Here is a 26,019-nt window from a genome sequence, read left to right as displayed (position 1 = left end):
TCTCCCGGAAGGAGAGGGCTGGGGTGAGGTGTGGTCCACCTCCGGACAGGTCACGCACCTCACCCTGTCCCTCTCCTTCCAGGAGAGGGGACCCGCCCTCGATGCGCTGCGATGAGCGATCAAACATCATGCGGCCTGCCGCGCGGGTTCGGCGACGAGGCGGCGGAAGGCCGCCTCGAGGGTCTCGTCGCCCTGCGCGATGGAGCCGGCGGTGCCGCGGGCGACGATGCGGCCCCGGTGCAGCACGACCGCGTCGTCGCCGGCGTCGATCTCCTCGAAGATATGGGTGGCCCAGAGCACCGACAATCCCTCCTCCCGCACCAGGGCGCGGACGATGGCGACGATGTCGGCGCGCGATTCGAGGTCGAGGCCGACGGTGGGCTCGTCGAGGAGCAGGAGCCGCGGCTCGTGCACCAGGGAGCGGGCGATCTCGATGCGCCGGGACTGGCCGCCCGAGAGGGTGCGGACCTTGTCGTCGCGCCGGTCGGCCAGGCCGACGCGGTCGAGGAGCGCGGCGATCCGCGCCTTGGCGGCCTTGCGGGCGATGCCGTGCAGGCTGGCGTGGTAGAGGAGGTTCTGCGCGACGGTCAGGTCGGTGTCGAGGGTGCGGGCCTGGAACACCACGCCGAGGCGGGCCAGCGCCCGGCTCGGCTCCCGGTCGAGGGCATGGCCGAGGATCGAGACCCGGCCGTCCTGGTTCGAGTAGAGCCGGGTGATCACCGAGAACAGGGTCGTCTTGCCGGCCCCGTTCGGCCCGAGGAGCGCGGTGAAGCGTCCGCGCGCGACGCTGAGGGAGACGTCGGACAGGGCCGCCCGCGCGCCGAAGCGGTGGCTGACCTGGGCGACCTCGAGGGCGGGGCTCGTGGTTACGGCACTCGTGATCACGGCACTCATGGCTTCAACGCCCGCTTGGCGTCGCCGACCGCGTCCAGGCACTCGTCGAACTCGCCCTCCCCCATCTCGCGCTCGGCCACCCGCAGGGCCTTCTTGAGCTTGGGCCGGACCGCCTCGGGGGCGGGTCTATCGAGTTCGGCCCGGATCATCGCGATGCCCTCCGCGCAGGCGGCCTTGTCGTCCGCGCGGGCGGCGACGCTCCCGAGGGCGAGGAGGACGGAGAGGGCGAGAACCGGGGGAGCGCGCATCGACGGAGATCCTACTTCACGATGAACTTACTTCACGATGAACTTGCCGGTCATGCCCTTGGATTCGAGGCCATGGACCGACCAGGGATACTCGCCGGGCCGGATCGTCACGAACTCGATCGCGATCTCGCCCGGATCGTCGAACTCGAAATGGTCCGGCGGGCCGCTGCCGTGGATCTCCAGGTGCTGGATGACGATCTGGTTGAACCAGATGTTGCGGAAGAACTCGGTGGCGTAGAACTTGTACTCCTGCCGGCCCTTGGCGACGATCCGCAGGCGGTAGGCCTTGCCGGATTCGAGCTCGATCTCCTTGTTCTCCACGACGAAGTCGTTGCCCTCCTCATTGCCGAGGACGAGGTCGGGCAGGTTCTGGCGCTTCTTCGTCAGGTCGAGGGCCTGGGCCGGCGCCAGCCAGGCCGAACCCGTGGCGAGGAGCGCCGCCAGGGCGAGGGCGGTGCGCCGCATCGTTCGCGTCATTCGTTGTCCTCCCGTTGGCCGCCCGAGGGCGGTGCCGCCTTGGAGCGGTCGTCGTTTTCGATCTCGCGGAGCCCTCCTCCCCGCAGGGGCAGGGCTCTCGCAGAGGGTGGTGCGGCGTCATTCCGGGGCGCCGATGACGGGGTGCTCCATGAGGCGCCTCGGCTCGCGAATCCGGCTTCTGCGACGGCCCTGCCCCGAGGGGGAGAGGGACGCACTCAATTCGGCGAGACTGCGACCCCCCAGGGCAGCAGCCCCACGGGGATGCTCTTGACCACCTTCTCGGCCGCCACGTCCACGACCGAGATGTCGTTCGAGGAGCCGTTGGTGGAGAACAGCAGCTTCTGGTCCGGCGTGAAGGCGAGCTGCCAGACGCGCTGGCCCACGGGGAGGTACTTCTCCACGGCAAAGGTCTTCGCGTCGATCACCGCGATGCGGTTGGCCGGGCCGAGCGCCACGAAGGCCTTGGCTCCGTCCTTGGTGATGCGGATGCCGACGGGCTGGATCGCCTCGTCGTTCACGCTCGGGATCTTGAATGTGATCTTCTTGATCACCCGCCGCGCGGCGACGTCGATGACGCTGATGGTGCCGCCGACCTCGGCCGAGACCCAGAGATACTTCCCGTCCGCCGTGAACTCGGCGAAGCGCGGGCGGGCATCGACCAGGATGTTGTCGATGACCTGGAAGGTCGTGGTGTCGATGAAGTGGGCCATGTTGGTGGTCTCGGACGTGTTCACCAGGATCTTGCCGTCCGGCGACAGGCCCATGCCCTCGGGCTCGACGCCCACCGGCACCTCGGCCATGACCTTGTTCTTCTCGACGTCGATGACGGTGACCTGGCTGTCGTCCTCGTTGGCGACGTAGAGCAGGTTGCCCTGGGGACCGAGGATGAACTGCTCCGGATCGGGGCCCGAGCGCAGGGAGCGCACGACCTTGCCGGTGCTGGTGTCGAGCACGTCGATGCGGTCGTCGTCGCTGGCGCAGACGAACAGTTCCTTGCCGTCCTTGCTGGTGGTGACGCCGCGCGGGCGCCGGCCGACCTTCCAGGTCCCGGTCACCGCCATCGTCTCGGTGTCGATGACGCTGACCGAGTTGCCCTTCTCGTTGGTCACGTAGACCGTGTAGGCCTGCGCCGGAGTCGCCAGCGACGTGCCGGCCAGCATCGTGCCTGCCAGCAGCGCCAGGCCCAGGATCGTTCCGGACGCGTCTGCCCTGAAGCCGCGGCTCATGGGTTCCTCCTCGGGGCCATCGCTGTGTCGTGCGCGATTGATTGGGCGTTACTATAGTGCAGCCCCCTCCCACGGGGAGCAGGAGACTGCAAGCGGGTGGGGATCGTGTTGCCGCAGGTGGCCCGGGCGATCCCGGCCTCGCGCGAACGTGACGGGATCGGTCGGGGCGCCGGTTCAGCCGGGAAACGTGCTCAGTCGGGAAATTTGCAGGTGGTCTCCGGCAGGTCGATGCCGAGGGTGTCCAGCGGCGTGCGCTGGTGCGTGAAGCCCTGCTCGGGCGCCACCGAGACCAGGGCCTTGGGCTGCACCACGATGAGGGGCTGGCGCAGCTGGTGGTCCCAGGGCCGGTAACTCAGGGAGACGCCCTTGTAGGCCGGCAGGCTGAAGGCCGGATCGGCGAAGTAGGGGGCGAGCACCGCCGGGTCGGCGGTCTTCTTCTGGGTCGCCGCTTCGCCCACCGAGCGCACGGCCGCCCAGGCCTGGTAGTCGAGGGGCCGCATCAGCCGGCCCGACTGCCGGCGGAAGCGGTTCTGCGCCTGGGCCGCGCCCCAGGTCTCCAGCATCGGGTGCCAGGTGGTGGCGATCAGCCCCTGCGTGCCGGCCACGGGACGCGGATCGACGGTGCGGAACGGGACGTAGTCGCCCCAGTCGCCGGCCTCGTCGGCCACCACCGCCATGTCGTAGTCGAGCCCCCGGGTGAAGACCATCGCCTCGGAGCGGGTGGGCGTGTCGCCCCGCGCCTTGGCCAGCGGCCCGAAGGTCCAGGGCTTCTCGGCGTTGATCTTCAGGGCGAATTTCTTGGCGGAGTTCTTGAACGCCTCCGCATAGAGCCGGTCGTTCTCCTGCGGGCCCACGATGAGGAACATCTTGCGCCAGCGCATCAGGGTGAAGAACTGCGCCAGGGCGTCCGTCTGCATCGCCCGGCTCGGCAGGACGTGGAAGACGTCGCGCCGGCAATCGGCCCCGCGCAGGCGGTCGTCGGGGGCGGCGATGTTGAAGATCGTGACGCCCTGCCCCTTCAGCGCATCCGCGATGGCGAGGAGTTCGGCCGCCGGCAGCGCCACCACGAGGTAGCGGATGCCCCGCCCGGCGAGGTCCCGGGCCGCCGCCACCCCATCCTTGTCTCCCTCGAGGGCGACCTCGTCGAGGACGTAGGTCTGCTTGGTGAAGCGGCCGGTGTTGTTGTTGTCCTTGACCGCCATCCGGGCGCCGGCGACGCCCTCGTCCTCCGGCACCGCCTCGGCGTCGTAGGAGGAGGGGGCGGGCTCGGGCCGGTAGATCAGGCCGATATGGGTCTCGCTCGGGGCGATGGCCGGCGCGGCCGGCTCCTGTGCCGAGGCCGGGGCCGGGGCGAGGCCGCACAGCCCGAGGCTGAGGGCGAGCGGGGCGAGGAGGAGGCGTGCGGGGCTGAGCATGTGGGGGTGAGGCTAACAACATTGCGCCGCCGCGCTCAATCGCGGATTGCTAAGCGGTTCCTAAGGGCGCCCGGCCGAAACCTCGGACGCAGCTCCGCAACGGGGCGGCGGCATTTGCGCGCCGGACGGTTTCCGGGCAGATCTCGGGGAACTGATGAAGCCGGCGGGATCGTGCGGGCGTCCGGCGCGTTCCTGTGGTCCCTCCTGGTGCCGCCCCCAGCGGAGAACTTCGCCCATGGCCCCGTCTCCGGTCCGCTCAGCGCTCGGGCTCGCCGCCCTCCTCGCCGCCGGCGTCCTCGCGGGCCCCGCCCGGGCCGCGCCCGAGAAGGCCGCGATCTTCGGGGTCGAATTGTTCGATCCCGGCGTGGTCGGCGGCCGCAAGGCCCGGCCCGACGAGGTCCGGCGCCTCGGCCTCGTCACGGACGAGCTGCGCAAGGCGCTGGCCGACAGCGTCGAGCCCGTGGACGTCGCCCCCCAGGCGGCCGAGATCGCCAAGCAGGCACCCCTGTACAAGTGCGACGGCTGCGCGGCCGCCATCGCCAAGACCCTGGGGGCCGACCTCGCGGTCTCCGGCTACGTCGAGAAGGGCTCCAACCAGATCTTCAACCTCACCGTGACCATTGCGGAGGCCGCCACCGGCAAGGTCATCCGCGGCGGCCGGGTGGTGATCCGCGCCGACACCGACGACACCTGGACGCACGCCATGCGCTGGGTGGTGAAGAACCGCCTCCTCACCGAGCCCCTGCCGAACCGGTCCTGACCGGTCGGGCTTTCGAAAGGCGGGGGGTTTCCCTTATCCCCGCCCATGCGCTAGGCCCGCGTTCAGGCCGGAAGCGCCAGCTTGAGGCCGAACTTGCCCCGGCCGCGCCACCCTGGGCGCGGCGCTTCCCGACCCGGGCGTCGTCGATGGTCTCCCCCGAGGCCCCCGAGCAACCGAAACCCGCGCTGATGTCCGTGCCTCGCGTCTCCCCATCCGTCGATTTCCGGTCCTTCGCCGTCGATTCCACGGCCCTCCGGCTCCTCGTGAGCGTGCGGGATGCCGGCGAGGCGGACCTCGCCGCCCAGGCCGGCGCGGACCTCGTCGATGCCAAGGACCCCGACCGCGGCGCGCTGGGCGCCCTCCCCGCCGGGACCGTCCGCGCCATCGTGGCGCAGGTGGCCGGCCGCGCCCGCGCGAGCGCCGTGGCGGGCGAGCCGGACCGGGCTGAGCTGGTCCCCGCCATCGCCGCCATGGCGGCCACCGGCGTCGACGTCGTGAAGGTGGCGGTGGGAGGCGATTGGTCCGAGGACGACCTCGCCCGGGCCGGGACCGCCGCCTCCGGCCGCCTGATCGCGGTGCTGTTCGCCGAAGACGGGAAGGCCGCCGGTCTCGTGCCGCGCCTGCGCCGCGCCGGGTTCCTCGGCGCCATGATCGACACCGCCGGCAAGGACGGGCGCCGCCTCACCGACCACCTGGCCCCGGCGGCGCTCGCGGCCTTCACCCGCGCCTGCCGCGACCACGGCCTGGTCTCGGGCCTTGCCGGCTCCCTGGCGCTCGCCGACATCGCGGACCTCGCCCCCCTCGGCCCGCATTACCTCGGCTTCCGCGGCGGCCTCTGCGTCGGGGGCGACCGCCGCCGGGCCCTCGATCCCGTCCGGGTCGCCGAGGCCGTGCGCCTGATCCGGGCCTCGGCCCGGCGGGACGCCGCCTGATGCGCGTGCCGGCCGCCCCGACCGTGGTGAAGCTCGGCGGCAGCCTCGTCGCCGATGCCCCCCGGCTGCGGGCCTGCCTCGCGCACCTCGCCGACGGCGCGGCGGCCCCCCGCGTCGTCGTCCCCGGCGGCGGACCCCTCGCCGAGGCGGTGCGGAGCGCCCAGGCCGCCCTCGGCTTCTCCGACGCCCTTGCCCACCGCCTCGCCCTCGACGCCATGGGCCGCATGGCCGAGATCCTTTCGGAGCTCGAGCCGCGCCTCGTTCCCGCCCGGGACCCGGAGGCCATCGCCGCCGTCCTGGCGGCCGGCCGGGTCCCGGTCTGGGACCCGGTCGCCCTGCGGGACGGCCATCCCGACATCCCCGAGACCTGGGACGTCACCTCCGACAGCCTGGCGCTCTGGCTCGCCGGCGCGATCGGCGCCCCGCGCTGCTGCCTGGTGAAATCCGCCGACCGGCCGGCGGGGACGGACTGGGCGGAGCTCGCCCGGAGCGGCTTCGTCGACGCGGCCTTCCCGGCCTTCGCGGCGCGCTATCCCGGCCGCATCGAGATTCGTGGTCCCGGCCTCGATTCCGCGAGGGCCGCCGCATGAGCGCGCCCGAGCATCTGGTCTTCATCACCGGCCGCATGGCCAAGGCGCGCCTGGAGAAGGTCGCCGCCACCCTGCCGCCGGAGCGCTACGCCTGGAGCATCGCCGATGCCGGCGTGAAGGTCGCCGCCCTGATGACGGAGGAGATCATCCGTCGCCGGGTGACGATGCCCGAAGGCGCCACCCGCATCGTCCTGCCCGGGCGCTGCCGCGCCAATCCGGAGGCCCTGGCCGCGCATTTCGGCCTGCCGGTGGAGCGCGGCCCCGACGAGATCGTCGACCTGCCGGCCTATCTCGGCCTCGCCGGGCGCACGGTCGATCTCTCCCGCCACGACCTGCGCATCTTCTCCGAGATCGTCGACGCCTCGAAGATGACGCCCGAGCAGATCCTGGCCAAGGGCCTCGACCTCGCCCGGCGCGGCGCGGACGTGATCGACCTCGGCGGCCTGCCGGACACCGAGTTCCCGCATCTCGAGGATTGCGTGCGCCTCCTGAAGGGCGCCGGGCTCAAGGTCAGCGTCGATTCCTTCTCCCTCGACGAGCTGACCCGGGGCGCCCGGGCGGGGGCCGACTTCCTGCTCAGCCTCAACGAGCAGACCCTGGATCTGGCCTTCGAGACCGACGCGGTGCCGGTGCTGGTGCCGGTGCGCCCCGACGACCTGCCCTCCCTCGACCGCGCCATCGAACGCATGGAGAAGGCGGGTCGGCCCTACATGGCCGACCCGATCCTGGAGCCGATCCATTTCGGCTTCGTGGACTCGATCACCCGCTACCACGAGACGCGCAAGCGCTGGCCCGGCATCGAGATGATGATGGGCACCGGCAACCTCACCGAGCTCACCGAGGCCGACAGCCTTGGCGTCACCGCCCTGCTGGTGGGGATGTGCTCCGAACTCGCCATCCGCAACGTGCTGATCGTCCAGGTCTCGAACCACACCCGCCGGACGGTGGAGGAGCACGACGCCGCCCGCCGGGTGATGTTCGCGGCCCGCGCCGATTCGGCCCTGCCCAAGGGCTACGGCCGGAGCCTTCTCGCCCTCCACGACAAGCGGCCCTACGTGCAGACCCCGGACGAGATCGCGATGCAGGCGGCCGAGGTGAAGGACCCGAACTACCGCATCGCCGTGGCCGAGGACGGCATCCACCTCTTCAACCGCGACCTCCACGCGACCGGCACCGACGCGATGGCCTTCTTCTCCGATCTCCAGAGGACCGGCAACGTGGCGAGCGACGGCGCCCACGCCTTCTATCTCGGCGGCGAGCTGACCAAGGCCGAGACCGCCTGGCGCTTGGGCAAGCGCTACGTGCAGGACGAGCCCCTGGCCTGGGGGGCGGCGGCCGATGCCGAGGCGGAGGACACCACCGCCTTCAAGAAGGCCGGGCACACGAAGCATTCCGGCCCCGCCGCGGCCGAGATCGCGGCCCGCGACGCCACGCCGCCCGAGGCCGGCGCGGCGGCCCCCGAGACGACGGGACCGGGCGAGACCCGGGCCGCCGACGCGATCTCGGAGACGCCCGCCGAGGGCGGCGGCCGCATCGTCTGCGGCAAGTTCGTCCCCGACGAGCCGGCCCCGGCGGACCGGGTCGCCCCCGCGGGAAAGGGCTGATCCCGTGCCGCTGATCCTCGAGACCGTCGTCACCACCACCGCCCGCGACGGCACGCTGCACCTGGTGCCGTTCGGGCTGATCCAGGACGGCCAGGACTGGATCCTGGCGCCGTTCCGGCCCTCGCCCACCATCCTCAACCTCGCCGACAACCCGGTCTTCGCCGCCTCCAGCCCCAGCGACGTGCGGGTGATCGCCGGGGCGGTGACCGGCCGGCGCGACTGGCCGACCCTGCCCTGCGCGCGCATCGCCGGGCGCCGCCTCGCCGAGAGCTTCGGCCATGCCGAGTTCGAGGTCGCGGCGATTGAGGACGATCCCGTGCGTCCGCGCTACCGGGGACGGATGGTCCATGCGGCGGCGCATATCCCCTTCATCGGCTACAACAGGGCGCAGGCGGCGGTGCTGGAGGCGGCGATCCTCTCCACCCGCCTGCACATGCTGGAGCCCGACAAGATCCTGACCGAGATGCGCTACCACGCCATCGCGATCGCCAAGACCGCCGGGCCCGCCGAGCGCGAGGCCTGGGACTGGATCGAGGACAAGGTCGCCGCGGCCCTCGGCCGCGACGACCGCATCCTCGAGCGTTCCCCCCCAGCACCGTAGAATGTGCATTTCCGAGGAGACGAAGACCCGATGAAGTTTCTTAACTTGGCGACCGTGGCGGCCTTCGCCCTGGTGTCGTTCGGCGCCCAGGCGCACGGCCCGACCCGCAAGAAGGTCGAGGAGACCGTCGAGATCAACGCATCCCCGGACAAGGTCTGGGCCGTGATCGGCAACTTCCAGGACATGAGCTGGCTGCCGCCGGTCGAGAAGACCGAGGGCAAGGGCGGCAACGAGGTCAAGGCCACCCGGACGCTGACGCTCAAGGGCGGTGCCACGGTGGACGAGGAGCTGTACAAGTACTCCGCCGAGAAGATGAGCTACTCGTACCGGATCACGAAGGTCGACGTGAAGACCCTGCCGGTGAACGACTACTCCTCCACCCTCAAGGTCGAGGATGCCGGCGGCGGCAAGTCCAAGGTCGCCTGGGACGGCGCCTTCTACCGCGGCTACATGAACAACGATCCGCCGCCCGAGCTGAACGACGAGGCCTCGCAGAAGGCCGTGCGCGGCCTCTACCGCACCGGCCTCGATGCCCTGAAGGCCAAGATCGAGAAGAGCGGTTCTTGATCGCATCGCGAACGGGGACGGGCCGGCGCTTCGCCGGCCCTCTCCTCCTGAGCCTGGTCCTGCTCGGCGCCCCGGCCCGGGCCGACGAGGCCCTCGTCACCGCCCAGGGCGCCAACAGCCTGGCGATCGTCGATCTCGAGGCGGGCAGCGTGGCCGCGCAGGTGCCGATCGACGGCGCGCCCGCCGGAATCGCCCTCTCCCCCGACCGCCGGACGGCCTTCGTCACCCGCCCCGAGGGGCCGGGCCTCGCCGTGGTCGATCTCGCCAGCCGCACGGTGACCGGCACCCTCGCGCTGCCGGGCGGGCCGCTCGGCATCGCGGTCAACCCGAAATCCGGCGCGGTCTACGTCGCCGACTGGTACGGCAGCCGCGTCTTCGTGGTCTCGCCCGACGGCGCGCGCCTCGACACCGAGATCCAGGTCGGCGCCTCGCCCTCCGGCCTCGCCGTGACCCCCGACGGCGCCACCCTCCTGGTGGCCAACCGCGAGGGCGATTCGGTCTCGGTGGTCGACGTCGCCAGCGCGCGGGAAATCCAGAGGATTCCCGTCGGGCGGCATCCCTTCGGCATCACCCTCGATGCCGAGGGCACCCGCGCCTACACCGCCAACGTGACCTCGAACGACGTCTCGGTGATCGACGTGCCCGGCCGGCGCGAGCTCGGCCGGGTCACCACCGGCGAGCGGCCCTACGTGGTGGCTCTGGCCGGCCCGCGCGGCTTCGTCACCGACCAATATTCGGGCACCGTCACGGTGTTCAACCTGAAGACGCTCACCAACGTCGCGGCGATCGAGGTCGGCGACCACCCGGAGGGCATCGCCGCCGCCCGCGACGGCCGCAGCCTGGTCGTGGCGAACTGGGGCTCGAACACCCTGAGCGTGATCGACGCGACCACGCTCAAGGTGACGGGCGAGATCAAGGTCCCGGACGGGCCCCGGGCCTTCGGGGATTTCCTGCGGTGAGCGTCGGAGGCCGGGTGCGCCGCGCGTGAGGCGCCGGATCGTGCGAAGAGTGCACCCTGGCTGTTCGCCCGGAAGCGGCCGTTCGCCGGGCTCGACGCAATCACGGCCTGTGGGGGTTGTGCGAGGCGATTGGTCCGGCGCCTACGGGCGAGCGTACCGCCCTGCCTGCGCCTGAGGTGCCGTGAGCGTTTTCCCAAAGCGGCCCTGCGCGCAGAAACGGTCGTGGAGTCGTCTTGCCCCCGATGCCGGCGACACAGGCGCCGGGGCGCGTGTCTCCCGGAGGTGGATGCGTCGCCAGCGGGGTTTCCTGGCTGGCTTTTGCGGACTGGACTCCTAAATCCTCGCGCTCTGCTTGAGGACATACCCATGCTGTCGCGATCTGCCCTGTCCGGCTTTTCCGCCTTGATGCTCGTCGCGAGTTCGGCGCATGCGCAACAGCCGACGGGTCAGGCGGAACTGGACTGCTCCCGATTCACGCACAACCCGGACGGATCGTGGAGCGTGAAACAGCCCCTCGAACTCTTCAGCGAGATTGGTCGTGTCCGGATTCTTCCCGGCCCGCCGTTCAAGCCCGGCATGTCGTTCGGAGGGCTCGACATCGCGGGGCTCCTCGATCAGCAGTGCCGCTGAACGTGCGGCCATCCGTTCGCTGCCGTGATGGCGCAGGGGCGTGCGCGGCCCTGATCGACGAGGCCGGCGCGACACCGATTCAGGATCACGGGTTCGGTCGGCCCGCACCGGTCCGCATGCTCGAATGCCGCCGACACAACATCAAACCAGCCCGCCAGAAACCAGCCCGCAAGGCCGGATCGCGCGCATGAATCCTCTTCACGCATCCAAGCGTCGTGTCCTGATATCGAACCTTGGCAGTCTTGGTGACATCATCCCTTTCCTGGGTCTCGGCAAGAGGTTGCTCGGGCGCGGCCACGACGTCTCATTCGCCACGACTTCGAACTATCGTGCGCAGATCGAGGCGAGCGGTCTGACCTTCCGTGCCATCGGCTCGGCCCGGCGTATGGAGGACCTGCACGCCGATCCTGACCTCTGGCACCCAAAAAAGGGGATGAAGCTGATGTTCGACCTCGCGGTCGAACTCGCCGAGCCCAGCCGGTCCCTCGTCGAGGAGGGGCTGCTGCGGTCACGCTCGGAGGGCGTGCCCTTCGTTGCCGTCGGCGGAATGCTGAGTTTCGGCCTGCGGCTCGCGCGCGATCTCCAGCGCTTTCCGCTGATGACACTCTACCTGTCGCCATTCCTGATGCGCAGCCGCTATCAGCCCCCGGTTCTGCCAGGGCTTCCCCTCCCATCGTGGCTCCCGGGACCGGCGATCCATCGTATCCAGCGCCTCGCCGAGCGGTTCGTCGTGGATCCCGAGCGCCTTCCGGCCCTCAATGCGCTCCGCGTCAAGCTGGGGCTGGAGCCGATCCGCAATCTCTCGGACTGGCTGCCGTCACCCGACCGGCTCTGCCTGACGGCGCCGCCCTGGTTCGCGCCGCCCCAGCCCGACTGGCTGCCGCAGACGCGACAGACGGGGTTTCCCCGCGTCGAGGCTGCCGGTTTCACGGGCGAGATGAGCTCGGAACTCGTCGCCTTTCTGCGGTCGGGAGAGAAGCCTGTCGTCGTGACCTACGGATCGACGATGCGGCACGGACGCGATTTCTTTCGCACGGCGTCGCGGGTCTGCGCGGAGGCGGGCCGACGGGCGGTGCTCGTCACGGGCGACGCGGAATCCGTCGTCGAACCGAGGCGACCGGACCAGTTCGTGGAGCGCAGCGTGCCGTTCGGCGCCTTGCTGCCCCATGCCGGCGCTCTGATCCACCATGGTGGAATCGGGACATGCTTCGAGGCCTTCGCTGCCGGGATACCCCAGATGGTGGTTCCGAATGGCTTCGATCAACATGACAATGCCGCGCGCATCGCGAAGCTCGGTCTCGGTGTCGACCTCTCCCGGCGGGCCTTCACCCGCCGAGGCGTGTCGACGCTCTCGCGGATGATGACCGATCCGGAGATCCGCCGGAGCTGCGCGGACGCCCGAAGACACTGCGCGCAACAGGACGGAATCGCCGATGCCTGCACCCTGGTCGAGGCCATGCCAGAGGCCATGTCAGAAGCCATGTCAGAGGCCAAGTCCGAGGGCGCGGGGGGACCGCTGCGCGGCGATCACCTGGAACGGGCGGAGCCGGTCGCCTAGCGCGGGCCGTGCGACCTGGACCGGCAGATGTCGACCCTGATGCGGGATCGCGGTGCAACCTCCGGCGAACCGAGGGCAGACATCGTCTCACGGCTTCGCTCTGAGGCGGTCATGCTCGTCGTTGGCCGCCTCGATCGCCGCGCCATTGTCGAGTGCCCAGGTGCAGAGCGCCTCGAAGGGTTGGCGCAGGGAATGGCCGAGCGGGGTGATCGCATACTCGACGCCGATCGGGGCGGTCGGCAGCACTGTCCGAGTCACCATCCCGTTGCGCTCCAGCCGCTTCAGCGCGTCCGCCAGCGCCTTGTGCGTGATGCCGTCGAGCCGCCGCTTGATCGCATTGAACCGTGCCGGCCGCGGGCAGAGCACCGTGAGGATCAGGATCGTCCACTTATCGGCGATCTTGTCCAACACCGGGCGGACCCGCGCCATGTCGGCGAGCGCGCACGCGGACAGGGCATCAAGATCGGTATCATCGGCCATATCTAGGCTATCCTAAGTGCGTTCTTGATAGCAGATATATGCTGTGTATCTCTTGCGCGGTCGCAGATGAAGGGATGCCGCGATGGCTCGCATGGTGGACAAAGTTGCGCTCGTCGTCGGGGGAGCGAAGGGCATTGGTCTCGCGGTCGCCGAGCGGCTGGCGATCGAGGGCGCGTCGGTCGTCCTCACGGGGCGGCGGGCCGACGAGGTCGAGGCAGCGGCGACGCGGATCGGGCGCGGTGCGCAGGGTCTCGTCGCGGACGCGGCCCTGCGGGAGGATCTGCACCGCGTCGTGGAGACGGTGCGGGAGACGCATGGCCGGATCGACGCGCTGGTCCTCAACGCGGGCCTCTCGGAACCGGCGACCCTGCGCGACGGGACACCCGAGCATTTCGACCGGCACTTCGCGGTCAACGTCCGTGGGGCGGTCTTCGGGTTGCAGGCGGCGCTGGCCGCGATGGGGCGGGGTGGGTCGGTCGTGCTGATGGGGTCGATCGCCGACGCCGCAGGCATCACGCCCTACGGGACCTATTGCGCGACGAAGGCGGCGCTGCGCTCCTACGCGCGCACCTGGACAGCAGAACTGGCCCCGCAGGGCATCCGCGTGAACGTGGTGGCCCCCGGCCCGACCGACACCGCCATGATGGCGGGCGTACCTGAGGAGCAGCGGGCCGCACTGATCGCGCCGATCCCACTGGGCCGCATGGCGCGTCCCGAGGAGGTGGCGGCGGCCACGCTGTTCCTCCTAAGCGACGAAGCGAGCTTCGTCGCGGGGGCCGAACTGTGCGTCGATGGCGGGATGCGCCAGATCTAGCGTCTCGATAGCAGGTTCGGCCTGTCGGCTTCGGCCGGTCGGCCTGCCCGAAGCAGACCATCTCGCAACCACCCGACCCAGACAGAGCCCATCCTCCACCCAGCTGCCGCGGAGCGGAGCTTCCGGGGGGCGCGCACGGACGGGACCGGGCGTCAGGCGCCGACCGCGAGAGCCTGCGACTCCCTGCCCCTCAGGCCGCCGCGGGCGGCTCCGGGGCGTCGGGCTCCTCCGGCGAGTTCAGGATGTCCTCCAGCTCGTCCACCAGCATGTCGATCTGGTCCTGGGTCGCCAGCACCCGCAGGGTCTGGCCGGATTCGGTGGCGAGGGCGAGCTCGATGCCGCCGCCGGAGCGGGTGGCGAGGATGCGGGCGAGTTTCTGCGGCGTGCTCATGCGTGGGGTCTCTCCAGGGGATCAGGACGGGTCGGCTGCCAGCAGCGCCACGGCGACGGCGGGGCCGCAGGTGGAGGCCCAGTCGGCCCCGGCCTCGGCGAGCCGGCCTGCGATGAGGTCCGTGAGGGCCAGGGCCGGCCGGCCGAGGCGGGCGGCCAGGCGCTCGGCGAGGAAGCGGCCGGCGCCGCACACCACGACGGGCGCCTCCGCCGGCAGCGTCCGGCGCGACAGCACCAGGGCCGCCGCATCGTGCAGCAGCCGGAGCTGGCACTCCGCGAAATGCGCCGCCAGGGCGCGCCACTCGGCGGCGCTGCCCTCGTCGCGGTCGCGGCCGACGATGCGGGCGAGGCGGGTCTCGCTCTCGGAGATCGACTTGCCCTTGAGGTCGACGCTGTGCTGCTGGTCGGCGCCCTCCGGCAGGTCGCCGAGGATGCGGTGGATGTCGGCCGCCGTGGCGAAGGTCTCGGCCATCAGCCCAGTGCGCCGGCCCCGGAACGGGGCGTGGTCGGCGAGCGCCACGAGGTGCGAGCGCACCACGCCGGTATAGACGAGCTCCCCCGTCTCCAGGCGCTCGGCGTCGCTGTAGCCGGCCGCCGCCGGTGCGCCGGCCGCGATCGGGATGAGGTCGGCGGTGGTGGAGCCGACGTCGACCAGGAGCCCGTCGGCGACGTGGCGGCCGATCAGGGCGGCGGTGGCGTGCCAGTTCGCCGAGGCGATGTCGGCGGCGTGCGCGGCGGCGGCGTCCGGCGCGAGCAGGCCGGAGCGGCCGCCATAGATCCGCACCCGGCCGGCGAGATGCGTCGCGGCCCAGGCGGAGATCTGCCGCACGCCGTCGGTGCGGCCGTCGAAGCAGTCGGTGAGTTCCCCCGTCATGGTGACGACGTGGTCGGCCGGTTCGCGCGTCCAGGCGGGCAGCTGCGCCAGGGTCTCGTCCAGGGCGGGAAGCCCGCGCCAGAGGCGGCACGGCGCCTGGACCACGGCGGCGACGCGGCCGTCGCGGACCAGGGCCGCCTTGACATGGACCCCGCCGAGATCCCAGCCGATCACCGGCGTGCCGGGGGTTGCGGCAGGGGATCCCGAGGCAGGGTGTCCCGAGGCGGGGTATCCAGATGCAGGAGATCCAGATGGTGATGTCACGGGCGGGCCTGAACGCGGGAGAGAGCCGGAGGGCGGACGAATTCGAGATCATCCCGGTGATCGACCTGCGCCACGGAGCCGTGGTGCGGGCGCGGGCCGGGGACCGCGCCTCCTATGCCCCGATCGTCACGCCCTTGGCAAAGGGATCGGCCCCGGCGGAGGTGGCCCGCGGGCTCCTGGGCGCCGTGCCGGCCCGGATCCTCTACGTGGCCGACCTCGACGCGATCATCGACGGAGCCGCCCCCGACACGGCGAGCCTCGACGCCATCGCGGCCGCCTGCCCCGGCACCACCCTCTGGGTCGATGCGGGATTCGCCGATGCGGCCGGGGTCGAGGCCTTCCTCGGCACGGGCCTCGGCCGGCCGGTGATCGGCAGCGAGAGCCAGGCGGATGCCGGCCTCGTGCGCGCCCTGGGGGACCGGGCGGTGTTCTCCCTCGACACGCGGGAGGGCGAGCGGCTCGGTCCGGCGGCGCTGCACGAGACGCCGGCCCACTGGCCGCGCGACGTCATCGTGATGACGCTGGGCCGGATCGGCGTGGGGGCCGGGCCGGATCTCGACCGTCTGGCGGCGGTGGCGGCCGCGAGCCCGGGCACGCGCCTCTACGCGGCGGGCGGGGTGCGGGACGCGGCGGACGTCGCGGCCCTGCGGCGGGGCGGCGTGGCCGGCGCCCTCGTGGCCTCGGCGATCCATGACGGGACGCTGCGGGCTTGAGCGCCCGCGCAAAGGAGAGGGGCGGCCCGAAGGCCGCCCGGTCCCGAACAAAGAGGGGCGGCCCGAAGGCCGCCCCGTGTCGTGTTCATCGTCCGAGGAAGATGGAAGCCAGTCGCTGGAGCAGGCCCCGCGGTGCGGGCGGAGGCGCGCTCTGCCCAGGACTGCCCCCGATCTAAGCGTTCGACGCGAAGGGGTGCGAAGCGGAGTTGCGCTGCTCGGTGACGACGGCAGCGGTGGGCTCGCCCTTGACGGCGCGCTCGATGGAGAGCTTCACGGCGTCGTAGTTGTACTTCTGGATCTTGGCGTCGTCGGCCGCTTCCCAGTGAATGAACACGCCGACCAGGATGAACAGGTCGTCGGCCTCGTCGGCGGGAATCGTGCCTTCGGCCACGCAATCCTGAACGGCCTTGGCAACGCCGTGCTGGGCGGGGCCGAACATCTGGACGGCCTGACGGGCGTCGTTGATGGTGACCTTGTTGAACATCAGGGTGTTGGGCTTGCAGGGCAGGTTCGGCGCGATGACCGCGAGCAGGCTGGTGAAGCCGTGCTTGTTGTTCACGAGGCCGTTGCAGAAAGCGGCTTCGGCCGGCGAACCGCGCGGTCCGATGATGAGATCGATGTGGGCGACCTCGTTGCCATCACCGACGAGGGCCTCGCCGACCAGAACCTTGTTGATCTTCGCCATGTGGGGTTTCTCCCAAAGTCTTGAAAAGACGTGACCGCCCCCGAGCTTCAGGCGCGGTCGGCAGCTATCCTTGTTCACGGCGTCCAGTCCATCGAGGGACCGGACCGGTTAGCCCGGATCGCGGCGCGGACCCTACTCTGGGGCCTTGCCGGGAACAACCCTGCGCGGGGCGTGCAGCCTGGCAATTTATTCATCGCCCGCCGGAACCTTCACGAACGGCGAAGAAATCATGCTTGGACGGTCGATGTCAGGCCTTGGTCGCGAGCAGGCGGGCGAGGAACAGGGTGGCCACCGTGAAGTCCGCGCTGGTGCCCGGATTGAGTCGGGCCGCCTTCCAGGCCCTGTCCCGTTCGAGCAGGACGTCCACCGGGGCCGTGGCGAGGTCGAGAGCGAGCAGCGCTTCCGCCTCGGCGCGCAGGGCTTCCGCCCGCTCCGGGCCGTGCTTGCGCGCCACGTGGCTGTCCGGCACCCGGGCGAGATAGGCGAGGTAGACGGCGGTGGTGCACCAGGGCGGCGCCAGGGCCCGCGCCCGGGCTTCCGCCAGGGCCGGCAGGCCGATGGCGAACAGGTCGGCGAATCCAGTGACGTAGGCCCGCGCGATGGCGTCGCGCGGGGCGGCCTCCGCCATGGCGGCCCGGAGCGAAGCGGGGGCCGCCGGATCGGTGACGTCGTGGCGCTCGGCCCGGCCGAGGCCGCCCGGATTGGCCCGGCGGATCGCCGCGAAGACGTCCCGCGCATCCGCGGCGTCGAAGCCGTCGAGCACCGCCCCGAGGGCGGCGCGCAGGGGCGGGCCCGCCTCCGCTGCCCGGGCGAGGGGCGCGCAGAGCAGCAGGATGCCGAGATTGGTGTTCTGGCCGACCCGCTCCATCGTCGCCTCGACCGCCCGGAGCACCCGCCGGCCGACCGGTGCCCCGGCCTCGGCGAGGGCGGGGCTGGAGATCTCCGCGCTCGCCACGAAATCCGCCACCGCCATGCGGTGGCCGTCGGCGAAGGCGTGGACGTTGCCGGGCTTCAGGGCGTCGAGCTCGTCGAGGCAGCTCGCCCGGTAGGCGGCGGCGACGGCCTCGGGCGCGCTCATCCGAGGGCCGCGACGAGGCGGGGCGGACGGGCGGCCCGCACGGCGTTGAGGAAGCCGCGGGCGACGGCGAGGGCGATGTCGACCTCGGTGACCTGCTGCAGCCCGGACCAGGCCGGCATCGAGTTCACTTCGAGCACAAGGTAGCCCCCCTGCCCGTCCTCGACGAGGTCGATGCCGGAGTAGTCGACGCCGACCGCGGCGGCCGCCCGCTCGGCGAGCTCCGCGGCGGCGGGCGGCATCGCCCAGGCCAGGGGCCGGCCGCCGCGATGGACGTTGGTGATCCAGCCGTCGCCCTCGCGGATCATGCCCGCGATGGCGCGGCCCTCGCAGACGAAGACCCGGTAGTCGCGCCAGAGGCCGTCGCTGCGGGCGATGTAGCGCTGGAGGTAGTAGACCCGGGACACCGCCTCCTCGTCGGGCAGGTCCTCCGGGCGCTCGATCAGCTGCAGGCCCTCGCCCTGCGAGCCGAAGAGCGGCTTCAGCACTAGGGGACGGCCGGGCCGGGCCTCCCGTGCCACGATCTCGGCGGCGGCCTCGCGCTTCGAGAGCACGTAGGTCTCCGGAGTCGGCAGGCCGGCGCGGTCGACGAGCAGGCTCGTCATCGCCTTGTCGACGGAGCGCTCGATCGCGCCGGGGGAATTCCACACGAGGGTGCCGGCCGACATCAGGGCGTGCAGCACGCCGAGGCGCATGGTGGTCGCCTCGAAGGTGCCCCCCGCGATGGTGCGCAGGAGGACGCCGTCCGGCAGGGTCTCGAAGCCGGGCACCCGCAGGGGCTCGGGGCCGCCCGTCACCACCGCGACGTCGGCCATGGAGAACAGCACCGGCGCGGCGCCGAGCTGTTCGAGGGCGGCCCTCAGGCGCGCCTTGTGCCAGTTGCCGTTGTCGGCCGCGAGCCCGATCCGCATGCTTTCTCACACCCTCAACGTCGGTTCCTTCTCCCCCCTGCGGGAGAAGGTGGCCCGCGTCAGCGGGTCGGGTCGGGACGAAGTCCCGCAAGAGGGGAGCGCCAGATCCGGATCCGTCGCCCCCTCTCCCGGTCGCTCCGCGACCACCCTCCCCCGCAAAGGGGGGAGGGTTCATGCGCCGGCGCCTTACCGGAACGAGGCCTCGACCAGCTCCGGCATCAGCTGGCCACCGCGGAAACTCCTGCCGGTGGTGACGGAGGTGACGATGACCTCGGCGGGGCTGAAGAGCGCGCCGTCGATCTTGTAGAAGTCGCCGTTCACCCGGGCGAAGATGTCGGCGAAGGGCGCGCCGTGATCGGCCGAGTTCGACGAGGGCACCTGCTCGGCGAGCTGCTGCGCGTCGGCGTCGTCGGCCTCGACGAAGAGCTGCACGCGGCCGCCGTAGATGATGGCGTCGTTGGTGCGGCCCATGGCCTGGATGAAGTCCGGGTGCTGCGGCGAGAGCGGGGCGGAGCCGATGCCGTCCACGATCTTGTGCAGGTCGAAGCCGACGGTGTGGGCCTTGTGCAGGGCGACCTCGAGGACGCGGGCGACGACCTGGGTCGAGCCGGCCAGGCTCTGGGTCGGGGCGTAGATGAAGGTCAGCTGCTCGGGGGCCAGGCCGGTGGCCTCGGCCACCTTGGCGACGACGGAGGCCGGCGGGCCGCCGGCCGCCTCCAGCACCAGGGCGGTCTGGGTCGCGGTGTCCTTGTAGCCGAGCTCGCCGTAGAGGTCCTCCACCACCGCGACGGCGCGGCCGGGGCCGGAGCCGAGGGCGAAGAAGCCGGAATCCCCGGTCTCGTCGGCCAGCGACCAGCCGGCATACTGGCTGCCGAGGCAGGCGATGACCGGATCGGCGGCGTGCACGATCACCGAGTAGGGCCAGGACGCGATCGGGCCGGAGGGGGCGATCGAGACGGTGCCGAGGCCGCCGAGGCAGATCTCGGCGATGCGGCGCCCGGCCTCGATGGAGCCGCGCACGCTGGCGCCGGCATCGACCATGCGGGCGCCGTTCTCGGTGGTCACGGACAGCCGCAGGGCCTCGGCATCGGCGACCAGCCGCTCCACCAGGGGGGCGGTCAGGGCGTTGACGCTCGGAAACGGGAATTTCGCGCCGCTCGGGCTGGTGGTCATGGGTGTCCCTCCGTCAGGGCGAGCAGGGTCCGCAGTTCCGCGGCCCGGCTTCGCAACATCGCTCTCGTGGCGGCCGAGTCCGGCCCTGTGGCGAACAGGGTGCACAGCGGCGCGTGGCGCGCCACCGTGGTGCCGGGTCTTGGGCGGTCGCGCACGAAATCCGGCCAGGAGATCGGCGGCATCGGCGCGTAGCCGCTGGCCGCGTAGCAGATTTCGGACGCTGCCGCATCCATTGGTGCGGGGTCCGGATCGGGCAGGCGGCCCAGGCTCGCGGCGATGTGCTGGGCGAGGAGCGGCGTCGGGCGCCGGTCGAGCACGTCCAGGGTGGCGCCCGGGCGGGGGTTGATCTCGGTGAGCCACCAGGCCTGCCCGTCCACGAGGAAATCGGCGCTGGCGAGGCCCCTGAGGCCCGTGGCCGCGGCCAGGCGCGCGACCCCGGCCGCCATCGCCGCCGACAGCCCGGGCGCGAGCACCGGCGGCTCGTGGCGCGCCCGTTCCAGGGCACCGGCATACCGGAAGGGCTGCAGGGGCGACGGGGCGCCCCACTGCTCGGTGACGCCCGCCACCCGGATCGCGGCGCCGTCGGCCAGGATCGCCAGCGACACGGCCCGTCCCGGCACCCGCGCCTGGAAATAGGCCCCCGCCGGTGCGGGCCCGCCCGGCGCCGGCCGGATATGCGTGCCCCCCGAGCCCCCTGCCCGCTTGAGGAGCCAGGCGCTGCGGTCCGGCACGGGATCGCGGCTGACGGCCGGGTGCGGAACGCCGTGATCCCGGCAGAGCGCCGCGAAGGCGTCGGGGTCCTTGAGGGCGGCCACGCAATCCGGGCCGGCGCCGAGGAGGCGGTGGCGCTGCGCGAGGGCCCGCATCAAGTCGGGGGCGGCCTCGAAACCGCTGCCGAGGACGAGGCCCAGGGGCGGCGCGGAAGCCTCGGCCGCGAGGGCGTCGAGGGCGTCGAGAACGGCCTCGCCCCCGAGGCGGCCTGCGCCGAAGCGCCCGTCCGCCGGCCGATAGCCCGCGGCCAGGGCCTGCGTGTCGGCATCGCCGAACAGGTCGAGGACGAGGGGGATCAGGCCCGCCCGCCGTGCCGCCTGGGCCAGGGCGCGGCCGGACTGGGCGGCGATGAGGAGGGGTCGACCGGCCGGCGCCGGGGCCGGCCCGGACGGGCCGGCCGTCAGCCCGCCACCTCGACCGCCAGCGTGTAGGCGTCGCGAAAATCGAGGCAGAGCGGCTCGTCGGCCTCCAGCATCCGGCGGAACAGGCGGGACTCGGTCTGGTACTTCACGTTGCCCACCGCCAGGGCGCCGATGCCGACGCCCCGGCCGGTCGGCAGGGGCACGTCGATGGCGTTGACGTCGATGCCGGCGATGCCGGCGGGCGGCACGGCGTTGACGTCCGAGGCGACGAGCAGGTTCGGGGCGGATTCGAGGTCTTCCGCCGTGAGGATCGGGATGCCGGCCGGGCCGGCCGAGAGGATGACATCAGCATTGGCGATGGCGGCGCGCCGGGCCGCCACGGTGGAGCCGTCCACCGCCTCGACCGCGACGTCGAAGCGCCAGCGCATGGTGTTGGCGATCTTGCTGACGCGCTCCTCGCCGTCATGGCCGACGAGGACGGCCCTGGCGCCGTGCAGGGCGCCGATCACCGCGGCGACGTAGGCGACCACCCCGGCGCCGCCGAAGATGACGATGCGCTTGCCCTCGAGGCCGGTGTCGAACTTCGCCTTCAGGGCGCGGGTCACCTCGGCCACCATGGCGGCGCCGGTGGTGAAGGAGCCGGCCGGATCGGCGAAGATGTGGTTGGCGAAGGGCGGCACCAGGGCCTTCTTGGCCCGGTCCACCATGTCGAGGGCCTCCTCGGCGTTCTTGCCGCCGATGAAGATCCCGGTGCGCACGCCGTCCTGCGGGCTACGCGAAAAGATCGAATCCTGGACCAGCGTCGTCACGTCGGCGAGCGTCGCATTCGTGTAGGTGGCGATGGTCTCGAAGCCCGCATCCACGGCCATGTTCACGTCGAACGGGCTCATGTGCTTCAGGGGCGTGATCATGTGCAGGATCGAGCGGGCCATCGTCGGACTCCCTTCGTGCTGTGACGCGGCCCGATCGTGCGCCGAGGCGTCGAATTGTCAAAGCCGTCCCGGTGCGGGCGGCCCGAAGCTCGGATCTACAGGACGTCGTCTTAAAGCGCGGTGACCGTCGCGCCGGTGTTGCGGCCCCGCGCCACCAGGAATTTCAGGGGGCCCGGCCGCTGCAGCATGCCCACCAGGGCGCGCGCCTCGGCCTCGGAGGGCACCAGGGCGAAGCCGGTCGGCCCCCACGAGCTCTGGCCGTAGCCGGCGATCCCGAGTTCGGCGATGGCGGCGAGCGCCTCGGCCACGGCGGGGCTGGCGAAGCGTCCGCCCTGGTGGGGGGCGAAGTGGTCGCCGATCAGCTGCTGGATCCGGGTGATGCCGGCGCCGAACCCCTCCGGCTCGGCGGTGACCGCGGCGGGCAGCACCTGCATCAGCACGATGCGGCAGATCTCGGCGGCCTGGGCTTCCGGAAAGCGGGGCAGGTCGCGGAAGGCCGCGACCTCGCGGGTGCCGTGGACGCCGGTCATGCCGGTGTCGAGGATCAGCACGACGCGCCAAGCCTCCGGATAGGCCAGCCGGGCGATGACCGGGGGCGGGTTGCCCTCGGGGTCGCGCCCGCCATCGACGATGAGGCCGCCCCGCGTGAAGGCGGCGAGGCCCACGCCGGAGCGGTTGCCCCGGTCGAGGGCGTTGGCGAAATCCTCCGGCGCGAAGGGCCGCCCGGCGAGGCCGGCCAAAGCCGCCGCCACGCTGAGCGCCAGCTGGGTCCCGGAGCCGAAGCCCGCATGGGCGGGGATGGCGGATTCGATGTGGAGCGCGGCGTGCCCGGCGATGCCGAGATGGCCGGCGGCCGCCAGGGCGTAGGCGGCGGCGCGGCGCGCCTCCGGCCCGGTCACGTCGAGGCGTTCGGCCGGCCGCGCCGTCAGGGTCACGGCGGGAGCGTCGAGGGCGAGGCCGATGCTGCCGAAGCGCCGGCCGAGGCCGCCATGCAGGTCGAGGAAGCCGAAATGCAGGCGGGCCGGGGCGTGCACGCGAAGGCCGGTGCCGGGCTCGCCGGGCCCGCCCGGGATCCGCATCACGTCGATCCCCTCCATCGCGACCCGTCCTCTCCGTTCCGTACGGCCTCGTGCCCCGGCGGGCCGCGAATTCCGCGCCGCCGGCTTCTCCCACGGAGCGCCGACCCGTCGCAAGCGCGTCGGGCAAATCTCCCGGCGCGGTGGCGGGGTCCCGATTCGCACGCGGCGGGTCTGGGGGGTTGCCTGGGCGGCGGCGGCGATGCAAACGTGCCGCCCCAACGATATGGACTGGCTCAGTCCCGCCGCGCGCGACGCCGAATACGGTGCGCGCCGGGCCCTCGATTTTCCAAGGTGCAACGCATGGCGGCCTGGGTGAAGGGTGGTGCGACGGATGCGGATGCGGCGGTGGAGGCCGCCGCCACGCTCCTCGCTTCAGCGCAGAATGCTGTCCTGGCAGGCCTCTGCGCCGAGTTGAGCGCGGTGCGCGCGGCCTACCACCTTGCCGATGCCATCGGCGCCTCCGTCGATCCCGTGGCCGGCCCGAGCCTCTATGCCGAGCTCGGCCCCTTGAGCCACGGCGGCGCCATGACGACGACGCCGGCCGAGGCCGTCGGCCGGGCCGATGCGGTCCTCATCGTCGGCAACGCTCCCTGGGACCGCGCGATCGTCCAGGACATCGCCGGCTCGCAGGCGACCCGCGGCCGCGCCGCCGGCTCCGAACGGACGATCCTGTCCCTGGGCGGCCCGCGCAACGGCGCCACCCGGCACGTGGCCTATCCGGCGGAGACGGGCGGCCTCGCGGTCTCGATCGCGCACCTGCGCGCCTTCCTGAAGGGCCATCTCGCCGGGGAGGCCGCCTATGCCGACCTCGCCAAGCGCCTCGCCGCCGCGCAGTACGGCGTCGTCCTCTACGACCCGGCCGAGATCGGCGAGCTCGGCGTCGAGATGCTCCAGGGCATGATCAAGGACCTCAACGAGGTCACGCGCTTCTTCGGGCTCTCCCTCTCCGACCCGTTCCAGGGCCGCGCCCTCCTGCAGCTCGCCGCCTGGACCACGGGCCAGGCGCCCCGCGTCGGCTTCGGCCGCCACGTGCCCGAGCACGATCCCTGGCGCTTCGACAGCGCCCGCCAGGTCGCCGCCGGCGAGGCCGACGCCGCGCTCTGGCTCGCCTCCCTCCCCGCTCCCCGTCCCGACTGGCTCGGGTCCCTGCCGAGCATCGCCATCGTGGGCGTCGGCAGCCCGGACGCCAGCGGCGACGCCGCCGACGTGGTCTTCGCCGTGGGCGTGCCCGGCGAGACCGCCGGCGGCAGCCTGTGGGACGAGCGCCGGGCCGCGATCGCCTATGCGCCGGCCTCCGGCCAGACCGCCGAGCTGAGCGCGGCCGGCATCCTCACCGCCATCCAAGACCGCCTCACGCAGAAGAAGGGCGCCGCATGCTGATCCGGATTCACGGAGGCCGGGTCGTCGACCCGACGGCCGGCCGCGACGCGGTCGGCGAGGTCTGGATCGAGAACGGCCGCGTGGTGGCCGCCTCCGACCGCGCGCCCGACCGGACCATCGACGCCACCGGCTGCGTCGTGATGGCCGGCGGCGTCGAGGTGCACTCGCACATCGCCGGCGGCAACGTGGTGATGAGCCGGCTCCTGCTGCCCGAGCTCTACGCCAGCGAGGCCGCGCCCGAGGGCCACCCCTTCGCCCATGCCGGCGGCTCGGCCGCCTGGATCGGCGCGAACTACGCGCGGATGGGCTACACCCTGGCGGTCGAGCCCGCGATGCCGCCCGCCAACGCGCTGGCGACTCAGCTCGAACTCGCCGACATCCCGCTCCTCGACCGCGGCGCCCTCACGGTGATGGGCAACGACGACCACCTGCTCCAGCTCCTGCGGGCGCGCGAGGGCAAGGCGGCGGTGCGCGACCTCGTCGCCCTCTCGGTGGCGACCTCGCGGGGCCTCGGCGTCAAGTGCATCAACGCGGGCGGCGCCTCGGCCTTCAAGGACGGGATGCTGAAGCTCAGCCTCGACGACGAGATCCCGGTCTACGGCCTCTCCACCCGCAAGATCATGGGCGCCCTCCTCGACGCGGTCGAGGAGATCGGCGTGCCGCACCCGCTCCACGTCCACTGCAACAACCTCGGCATCCCGGGGGCGGACGAGTCCTTCGTGGACACCCTGGAGGCGGCGGAGGGCCGGCGCATCCACTTCGCCCACGCCCAGTTCTACGCCTACGGCGTCGCCGATCCGGAGAACCCCCTCACCGGCGGCTTCCGCTCGGCGGCCGAGCGCATCACGCAGGCCATGGAGGCACACCCGAACGCGACCTACGACGTCGGCCAGGTCGCCTTCGGCCAGACCGTGACGATCTCGCTGGACATCCTGCGCCAGTTCGCCGGCCGCAAGGGTGCCAATCCGAAGAAGTGGATCGTCAACGCGGGCGACGCGGAGGGCGGCGGCGTGGTGCCGTTCCTGTACAAGCCGCGCGGGGCGGTGAGCTCCCTGCAATGGGCGATCGGCCTCGAGCTGATGCTCCTGTCCAAGGAGCCGGAGCGCACCATCCTGACCACCGACCACCCGAACGGCGGCCCGTTCACGGATTACCCCCGCATCATCCACTTCCTGATGGACAAGGAGGAGCGCGACCGCGAAATATCCTCCCTGCACAAGGTCATCGCCGAGCGCTCCGGCCTCGGCGCCATCGAGCGCGAGTACAGCTTCTCGGAGATCGCCCAGCTCACCCGCTCGGGCCCCGCCAAGCTCCTCGGCCTGGCCGATCGCGGCCACCTGCGCGAGGGGGCCCGCGCGGACGTCGCGGTCTATCGCGACGATCCGAACCGCACCGCGATGTTCGCCCGCGCCAGGCTGGTGCTCAAGGACGGCGAGACCATCGTGGAGGACGGCGAGGTCGTGGCCTGGCGTTCGGGCCGCACCCTGGAACTCGCCGTCGAGTCCGACAAGGCGATGGTGGCCCGCTCCGAGACCTACCTGCAGGACCGCTTCGGCACCGGCCTCAAGAGCTTCGCGGTGCCCGACGAGGCCTTCCCGAAGCCGGATGTGTTCGCGGAGGTCGCATGTCGGTCGTGAGCAAACTCGGATGTGCGC

At 72.0% G+C, this 26,019-nt stretch carries 29 protein-coding genes; 14 read left to right on the top strand and 15 right to left on the bottom strand.

Annotation, left to right across the window (positions count from 1 at the left end):
• Positions 1–126: 126 nt before the first annotated feature.
• The 5 genes from ACXJY8_RS05575 to ACXJY8_RS05555 all read right to left on the bottom strand — a co-directional run bounded on the left by ACXJY8_RS05575 (position 127) and on the right by ACXJY8_RS05555 (position 4,260).
• Complete coding sequence (locus ACXJY8_RS05575; RefSeq protein ID WP_463777153.1) at positions 127–894, bottom strand: ABC transporter ATP-binding protein; 768 nt, start codon at positions 892–894, stop codon at positions 127–129.
• Positions 891–1,142 carry a hypothetical protein gene (locus ACXJY8_RS05570; protein WP_463777150.1) on the bottom strand — a complete coding sequence of 84 codons (252 nt, stop codon included), beginning with the start codon at positions 1,140–1,142 and terminating at the stop codon, positions 891–893. The genes ACXJY8_RS05575 and ACXJY8_RS05570 overlap by 4 nt, the downstream gene beginning before the upstream one ends.
• 27 nt (positions 1,143–1,169) lie before the next feature.
• Complete coding sequence (locus ACXJY8_RS05565) at positions 1,170–1,619, bottom strand: cupredoxin domain-containing protein (protein ID WP_463777148.1); 450 nt, start codon at positions 1,617–1,619, stop codon at positions 1,170–1,172.
• A 215-nt stretch (positions 1,620–1,834) separates the two neighbouring features.
• Entirely contained in the window at positions 1,835–2,845 is a 1,011-nt protein-coding gene (locus ACXJY8_RS05560) for a YVTN family beta-propeller repeat protein (protein WP_463777144.1), read from the bottom strand.
• A 191-nt stretch (positions 2,846–3,036) separates the two neighbouring features.
• Positions 3,037–4,260 (bottom strand): ABC transporter substrate-binding protein, encoded by a 1,224-nt coding sequence (locus ACXJY8_RS05555; RefSeq protein WP_463777142.1) that lies wholly within the window; start codon positions 4,258–4,260, stop codon positions 3,037–3,039.
• Positions 4,261–4,495: 235 nt separating this feature from the next.
• On the opposite strand from ACXJY8_RS05555, the gene ACXJY8_RS05550 reads away from it, so the two are divergent.
• From ACXJY8_RS05550 to ACXJY8_RS05510, 9 genes are all read left to right on the top strand, one after another.
• Positions 4,496–5,020 carry a DUF3280 domain-containing protein gene (locus tag ACXJY8_RS05550; protein WP_463777139.1) on the top strand — a complete coding sequence of 175 codons (525 nt, stop codon included), beginning with the start codon at positions 4,496–4,498 and terminating at the stop codon, positions 5,018–5,020.
• 188 nt (positions 5,021–5,208) lie between these two features.
• A complete protein-coding gene (locus tag ACXJY8_RS05545; protein ID WP_463777136.1) occupies positions 5,209–5,952 on the top strand; it encodes a (5-formylfuran-3-yl)methyl phosphate synthase in 744 nt (247 codons plus the stop codon).
• The gene (locus ACXJY8_RS05540) at positions 5,952–6,542 is read left to right on the top strand and encodes an amino acid kinase family protein (protein WP_463777134.1); all 591 of its coding nucleotides are present in this window, start codon (positions 5,952–5,954) and stop codon (positions 6,540–6,542) included. Before ACXJY8_RS05545 ends, ACXJY8_RS05540 begins: the two co-directional genes overlap by 1 nt.
• On the top strand, positions 6,539–8,146 hold the full coding sequence (locus ACXJY8_RS05535) for a DUF6513 domain-containing protein (RefSeq protein ID WP_463777132.1): 1,608 nt from the start codon (positions 6,539–6,541) through the stop codon (positions 8,144–8,146). The genes ACXJY8_RS05540 and ACXJY8_RS05535 overlap by 4 nt, the downstream gene beginning before the upstream one ends.
• 4 nt (positions 8,147–8,150) lie before the next feature.
• Complete coding sequence (locus ACXJY8_RS05530) at positions 8,151–8,747, top strand: DUF447 domain-containing protein (protein ID WP_463777130.1); 597 nt, start codon at positions 8,151–8,153, stop codon at positions 8,745–8,747.
• Positions 8,748–8,777: 30 nt separating this feature from the next.
• Positions 8,778–9,314: an SRPBCC family protein gene (locus ACXJY8_RS05525; protein ID WP_463777128.1), complete on the top strand. Its 537-nt coding sequence runs from the start codon at positions 8,778–8,780 to the stop codon at positions 9,312–9,314.
• Positions 9,314–10,273 carry a beta-propeller fold lactonase family protein gene (locus ACXJY8_RS05520; RefSeq protein WP_463780401.1) on the top strand — a complete coding sequence of 320 codons (960 nt, stop codon included), beginning with the start codon at positions 9,314–9,316 and terminating at the stop codon, positions 10,271–10,273. The genes ACXJY8_RS05525 and ACXJY8_RS05520 overlap by 1 nt, the downstream gene beginning before the upstream one ends.
• A 366-nt stretch (positions 10,274–10,639) precedes the next feature.
• Positions 10,640–10,903 carry a hypothetical protein gene (locus ACXJY8_RS05515; RefSeq protein WP_463777126.1) on the top strand — a complete coding sequence of 88 codons (264 nt, stop codon included), beginning with the start codon at positions 10,640–10,642 and terminating at the stop codon, positions 10,901–10,903.
• A gap of 187 nt (positions 10,904–11,090) precedes the next feature.
• Complete coding sequence (locus ACXJY8_RS05510; protein ID WP_463777123.1) at positions 11,091–12,461, top strand: glycosyltransferase; 1,371 nt, start codon at positions 11,091–11,093, stop codon at positions 12,459–12,461.
• An 87-nt stretch (positions 12,462–12,548) separates the two neighbouring features.
• On the opposite strand, the gene ACXJY8_RS05505 is transcribed toward ACXJY8_RS05510, so the two are convergent.
• Positions 12,549–12,941 (bottom strand): winged helix-turn-helix transcriptional regulator, encoded by a 393-nt coding sequence (locus tag ACXJY8_RS05505; RefSeq protein WP_463777121.1) that lies wholly within the window; start codon positions 12,939–12,941, stop codon positions 12,549–12,551.
• Positions 12,942–13,023: 82 nt separating this feature from the next.
• Between ACXJY8_RS05505 and ACXJY8_RS05500 the strand changes: the two genes are divergently transcribed.
• A complete protein-coding gene (locus ACXJY8_RS05500) occupies positions 13,024–13,755 on the top strand; it encodes an SDR family NAD(P)-dependent oxidoreductase (RefSeq protein ID WP_463777119.1) in 732 nt (243 codons plus the stop codon).
• Between the two features lie 190 nt (positions 13,756–13,945).
• Here ACXJY8_RS05500 and ACXJY8_RS05495 read toward each other — a convergent pair whose 3' ends face one another.
• Positions 13,946–14,146, bottom strand: a complete 201-nt coding sequence (locus tag ACXJY8_RS05495; RefSeq protein WP_463777116.1) for a hypothetical protein — start codon at positions 14,144–14,146, stop codon at positions 13,946–13,948.
• Between the two features lie 21 nt (positions 14,147–14,167).
• Positions 14,168–15,193, bottom strand: coding sequence for a hydantoinase/oxoprolinase family protein (locus tag ACXJY8_RS05490; RefSeq protein WP_463777114.1), 1,026 nt, complete (start codon positions 15,191–15,193; stop codon positions 14,168–14,170).
• A 77-nt stretch (positions 15,194–15,270) separates the two neighbouring features.
• Between ACXJY8_RS05490 and ACXJY8_RS05485 the strand changes: the two genes are divergently transcribed.
• The gene (locus tag ACXJY8_RS05485; RefSeq protein WP_463777110.1) at positions 15,271–15,996 is read left to right on the top strand and encodes a HisA/HisF-related TIM barrel protein; all 726 of its coding nucleotides are present in this window, start codon (positions 15,271–15,273) and stop codon (positions 15,994–15,996) included.
• A gap of 172 nt (positions 15,997–16,168) precedes the next feature.
• Here ACXJY8_RS05485 and fae read toward each other — a convergent pair whose 3' ends face one another.
• From fae to ACXJY8_RS05460, 5 genes are all read right to left on the bottom strand, one after another.
• Positions 16,169–16,681 (bottom strand): formaldehyde-activating enzyme, encoded by a 513-nt coding sequence (gene fae / locus ACXJY8_RS05480; RefSeq protein WP_056220318.1) that lies wholly within the window; start codon positions 16,679–16,681, stop codon positions 16,169–16,171.
• A gap of 247 nt (positions 16,682–16,928) precedes the next feature.
• A complete protein-coding gene (locus tag ACXJY8_RS05475; protein ID WP_463777106.1) occupies positions 16,929–17,759 on the bottom strand; it encodes a triphosphoribosyl-dephospho-CoA synthase in 831 nt (276 codons plus the stop codon).
• Positions 17,756–18,667 (bottom strand): ATP-grasp domain-containing protein, encoded by a 912-nt coding sequence (locus ACXJY8_RS05470; RefSeq protein ID WP_463777104.1) that lies wholly within the window; start codon positions 18,665–18,667, stop codon positions 17,756–17,758. Before ACXJY8_RS05470 ends, ACXJY8_RS05475 begins: the two co-directional genes overlap by 4 nt.
• Before the next feature lie 186 nt (positions 18,668–18,853).
• Entirely contained in the window at positions 18,854–19,840 is a 987-nt protein-coding gene (mch, locus tag ACXJY8_RS05465; protein ID WP_463777102.1) for a methenyltetrahydromethanopterin cyclohydrolase, read from the bottom strand.
• Positions 19,837–20,706, bottom strand: coding sequence for an ATP-grasp domain-containing protein (locus tag ACXJY8_RS05460; RefSeq protein WP_463777100.1), 870 nt, complete (start codon positions 20,704–20,706; stop codon positions 19,837–19,839). Before ACXJY8_RS05460 ends, mch begins: the two co-directional genes overlap by 4 nt.
• On the opposite strand from ACXJY8_RS05460, the gene ACXJY8_RS05455 reads away from it, so the two are divergent.
• Entirely contained in the window at positions 20,683–21,042 is a 360-nt protein-coding gene (locus ACXJY8_RS05455) for a hypothetical protein (RefSeq protein ID WP_463777098.1), read from the top strand. The genes ACXJY8_RS05460 and ACXJY8_RS05455 overlap by 24 nt on opposite strands.
• On the opposite strand, the gene ACXJY8_RS05450 is transcribed toward ACXJY8_RS05455, so the two are convergent.
• Together ACXJY8_RS05450 and ACXJY8_RS05445 are read right to left on the bottom strand one after the other, a co-directional pair.
• Entirely contained in the window at positions 21,012–21,905 is an 894-nt protein-coding gene (locus ACXJY8_RS05450; protein WP_463777096.1) for an NAD(P)-dependent methylenetetrahydromethanopterin dehydrogenase, read from the bottom strand. The two genes, ACXJY8_RS05455 and ACXJY8_RS05450, sit on opposite strands and share 31 nt — an antisense overlap.
• A 110-nt stretch (positions 21,906–22,015) precedes the next feature.
• Positions 22,016–23,002 carry a beta-ribofuranosylaminobenzene 5'-phosphate synthase family protein gene (locus ACXJY8_RS05445; RefSeq protein ID WP_463777093.1) on the bottom strand — a complete coding sequence of 329 codons (987 nt, stop codon included), beginning with the start codon at positions 23,000–23,002 and terminating at the stop codon, positions 22,016–22,018.
• A 282-nt stretch (positions 23,003–23,284) separates the two neighbouring features.
• Between ACXJY8_RS05445 and ACXJY8_RS05440 the strand changes: the two genes are divergently transcribed.
• Entirely contained in the window at positions 23,285–24,364 is a 1,080-nt protein-coding gene (locus ACXJY8_RS05440; protein WP_463777089.1) for a formyltransferase, read from the top strand.
• On the top strand, positions 24,358–26,001 hold the full coding sequence (locus tag ACXJY8_RS05435; protein ID WP_463777084.1) for a formylmethanofuran dehydrogenase subunit A: 1,644 nt from the start codon (positions 24,358–24,360) through the stop codon (positions 25,999–26,001). The genes ACXJY8_RS05440 and ACXJY8_RS05435 overlap by 7 nt, the downstream gene beginning before the upstream one ends.
• Positions 26,002–26,019 lie beyond the last annotated feature (18 nt).

The sequence above is a fragment of the Methylobacterium sp. TK31 genome, from assembly GCF_055361545.1.
Note: the sequence above shows the minus strand (reverse complement) of the source record. Positions and strands in the feature narration are given on the sequence as shown.